This is a genomic window from Actinosynnema sp. (genome assembly GCF_052038725.1).
On sequence record NZ_JBQGCX010001422.1, the window covers coordinates 1 to 2,370 of the forward strand.

Consider the following 2,370-nt stretch of genomic DNA (forward strand, 5'->3'; position numbering starts at 1 on the left):
CTCGGGCTGGAGGACGTGCTGGCCCGATACACGCGCGAGGACGGCCCGGTCGCCGACGCGCTCACCCCCGCCGCCCAGACCACCGGGCCCCCCGGCCGTCGCGTGAGCGTGCCCGACCGGCTGGCCGAGGTGCTCCGGCGGCACGGCCCCGGCTCGCCCAACGCCCTCGCGCACCCGGTGCGCGCGCCCCGGCTCCTCGCGGTCGCCGACCGCGTCGAGCGGCGGCTGTCGCGCCTCGCCGCCGCCGGGAGCCGGGACCCCGACCACTGGTGAAACCCGTGCGCCGCAATGGTTTTTCCCGTTCCGGGCGCAACCGGGCCCCGGGGTCCGGGGCCGCAGCACTGCGGCCGTGGAGCCCGCGCCCGACCCTATGCTGCTGGCGTTCCGCAGGACTTCGCCCACATCTCCCCGGAGAGCGCCGTGCCACAGCGGGAGAACGCCGGTCGCACCGACCCGAGCGCCGCGTCCACCGTCCGGGAGTTCGCCGCGCACCTGCGGCGCCTGCGCGCCGAGGCCGGGGAGGTGTCGCTGCGCAAGCTCGCCGGGCGCGCCGGACCGCCCCGCGACGGCGTGCCGTTCTCCAAGACCACGATCTCCGAGGTGCTGGCCGGGAACCGCCTGCCCAGCAGGGAGTTCGTGGAGCGGTTCACCGACGCGTGCGGCGTCGCCGAGCGCGGCAGGGAGGTGTGGCTGGCCGCCAGGGACCGGATCGCCGCGAGCAGGCCCGCCCGCACCGGGGCGAGCCGGGGGGCCCGCCGGGGACCCCGGGGGGCGGCGCGGGCCCGGGCGCCGCCCGCCGGGGCTCACACCGCCAGCAGCCCGTCCAGCGACTCGGCGAGCCGGGCCGCGTCCGCCGAGCGCGCCGCGTCCGCGCGGGCCCGCCGCGCCAGCGGCCTGATCCGGTCCACCGTCCGCGTCGAGCTGATCCGGCCGGTGACCGGCAGCACCCGCCGCACCATCCGCTCCGCCTCCGCGTGCTCGCCCTGCACGATCCGCACGCCCAGCAGCGAGATCAGGTCGAACAGGTTCGACCGCGCGTAGGTGTCCCGGTTGCGCAGCCGCAGCGCGGCGTCGATGTGCGGCTCCGCCCGCCCGGCCAGGCCGGGGTCGCCCTCGGCGAGCGTGCGGTAGGACAACCCGGCCATCCCGGACAGCCCGGCCTGGTCGAAGTACCCCAGCCACGACGGCGCGTCCCCGGCCACGGCCCGCGAGAAGCGCTCCTGCGCCTCCCCGACCGCCCGGTCCACCCGGCCCGCGTCGCCGAGCGCGGCCCACGCCCACGCCTCGCAGGTGCCCAGCATCGCCTGCTCCGCCTCGGCGATCCGCCCGCCCGCCCCGCGCCGGGCCAGCGCCACCAGCGACAGCGCCTCGCGCGGCTTGCCCACGTGCACCATCTGCCTGGCCATCCGCGACAGCACCTCGACCCCGAGCCGCTGGTCACCGGCCCGCTTCGCGCAGTGCAGCGCGAACGTGAAGTACCGCTGCGCCGTGCCCTGCAGGCCCACGTCGTGCGACATCCACCCGGCCAGCCGCGCCAGGTCCGCCGTGGACCGGAACAGCCGCCTGCCGATCTGCTCCGGGTAGGCGTGCTCCAGCAGGTCCGTCATGGCCTTGAGCTGCCCCACGACGGCCTCCCGGTACAGCCCGCCGCCGACCTTCGCGTCCCACGTCCAGAACGTCCGGGTCGCCGCCTCGATCTCGGCGATCTCCGCCGTCCCGATCCGCCCCGCGGACGCGGCGGGCGAGGCGTGCGCCCGCACCGGGTCGAGCCACCCGCGCAACCGGTCCTCCAGCACCGTGCCCGTGGCCAGCGCCGCGGTGGCGCCGAGGACGTCCCTGCGTTTGATCATCAGATCGCTCCTGGTGAAGTCCTGCAGCGCGGTGACCAGCCCCCGCTGGTCCCACCCCAGCTCGGAGCCGGGCGGCGCGCCCGACCCGAGACCGAGGTCCTCCGGGCCGACGGGCCTGCCCAGCCGCTCGCTGAACAGCGCGGCGAGCAGTTCGGGCACCGGCTGCCTCGGCCGCTCGCCCTCCAACCACCGCCGCACCCGCGAGCTGTCCGGGGCCACGTTGCAGCCCCGCGCCTGGCCGAGCCGGGTCACCGCGCGCGCCAGTTCGCGCTGCGTCCACCCGGTCTGGCGGAACCAGCGCAACAGCGCCTCGTTTCGCCGGGCCATCACGTCCCTCCCCGCGCCGTGCCGTCCACGCCAGCGTGCACAGCGGACGGGACCCCCACCAGCGGGACGGCCCATGCGCCACCCCTCCGCCAAGCCCCGTGCACTGCTCCGGGCGGCCCAGCGGGACCGCCGTCTTGCGGTTCGCTGACGACTGCGTCATTCGGCCCCGTCCGGGGCGGTCCTGCTGGTACAC

1 protein-coding gene and 2 pseudogenes are annotated in these 2,370 nt (G+C 77.4%); 2 read left to right on the forward strand and 1 reads right to left on the reverse strand.

Going from position 1 to position 2,370, the window contains the following annotated elements; genetic code table 11:
• Positions 1-273, forward strand: a pseudogene (locus ACTUAL_RS30010) (hypothetical protein); the annotation flags it as partial.
• A 15-nt stretch (positions 274-288) separates the two neighbouring features.
• A pseudogene (locus ACTUAL_RS30015) lies at positions 289-624 on the forward strand (helix-turn-helix domain-containing protein); the annotation flags it as partial.
• Between the two features lie 179 nt (positions 625-803).
• Here the strand turns inward: ACTUAL_RS30015 and ACTUAL_RS30020 are convergent.
• Positions 804-2,177: a hypothetical protein gene (locus ACTUAL_RS30020; protein WP_096495096.1), complete on the reverse strand. Its 1,374-nt coding sequence runs from the start codon at positions 2,175-2,177 to the stop codon at positions 804-806.
• Between the last annotated feature and the right edge of the window lie 193 nt (positions 2,178-2,370).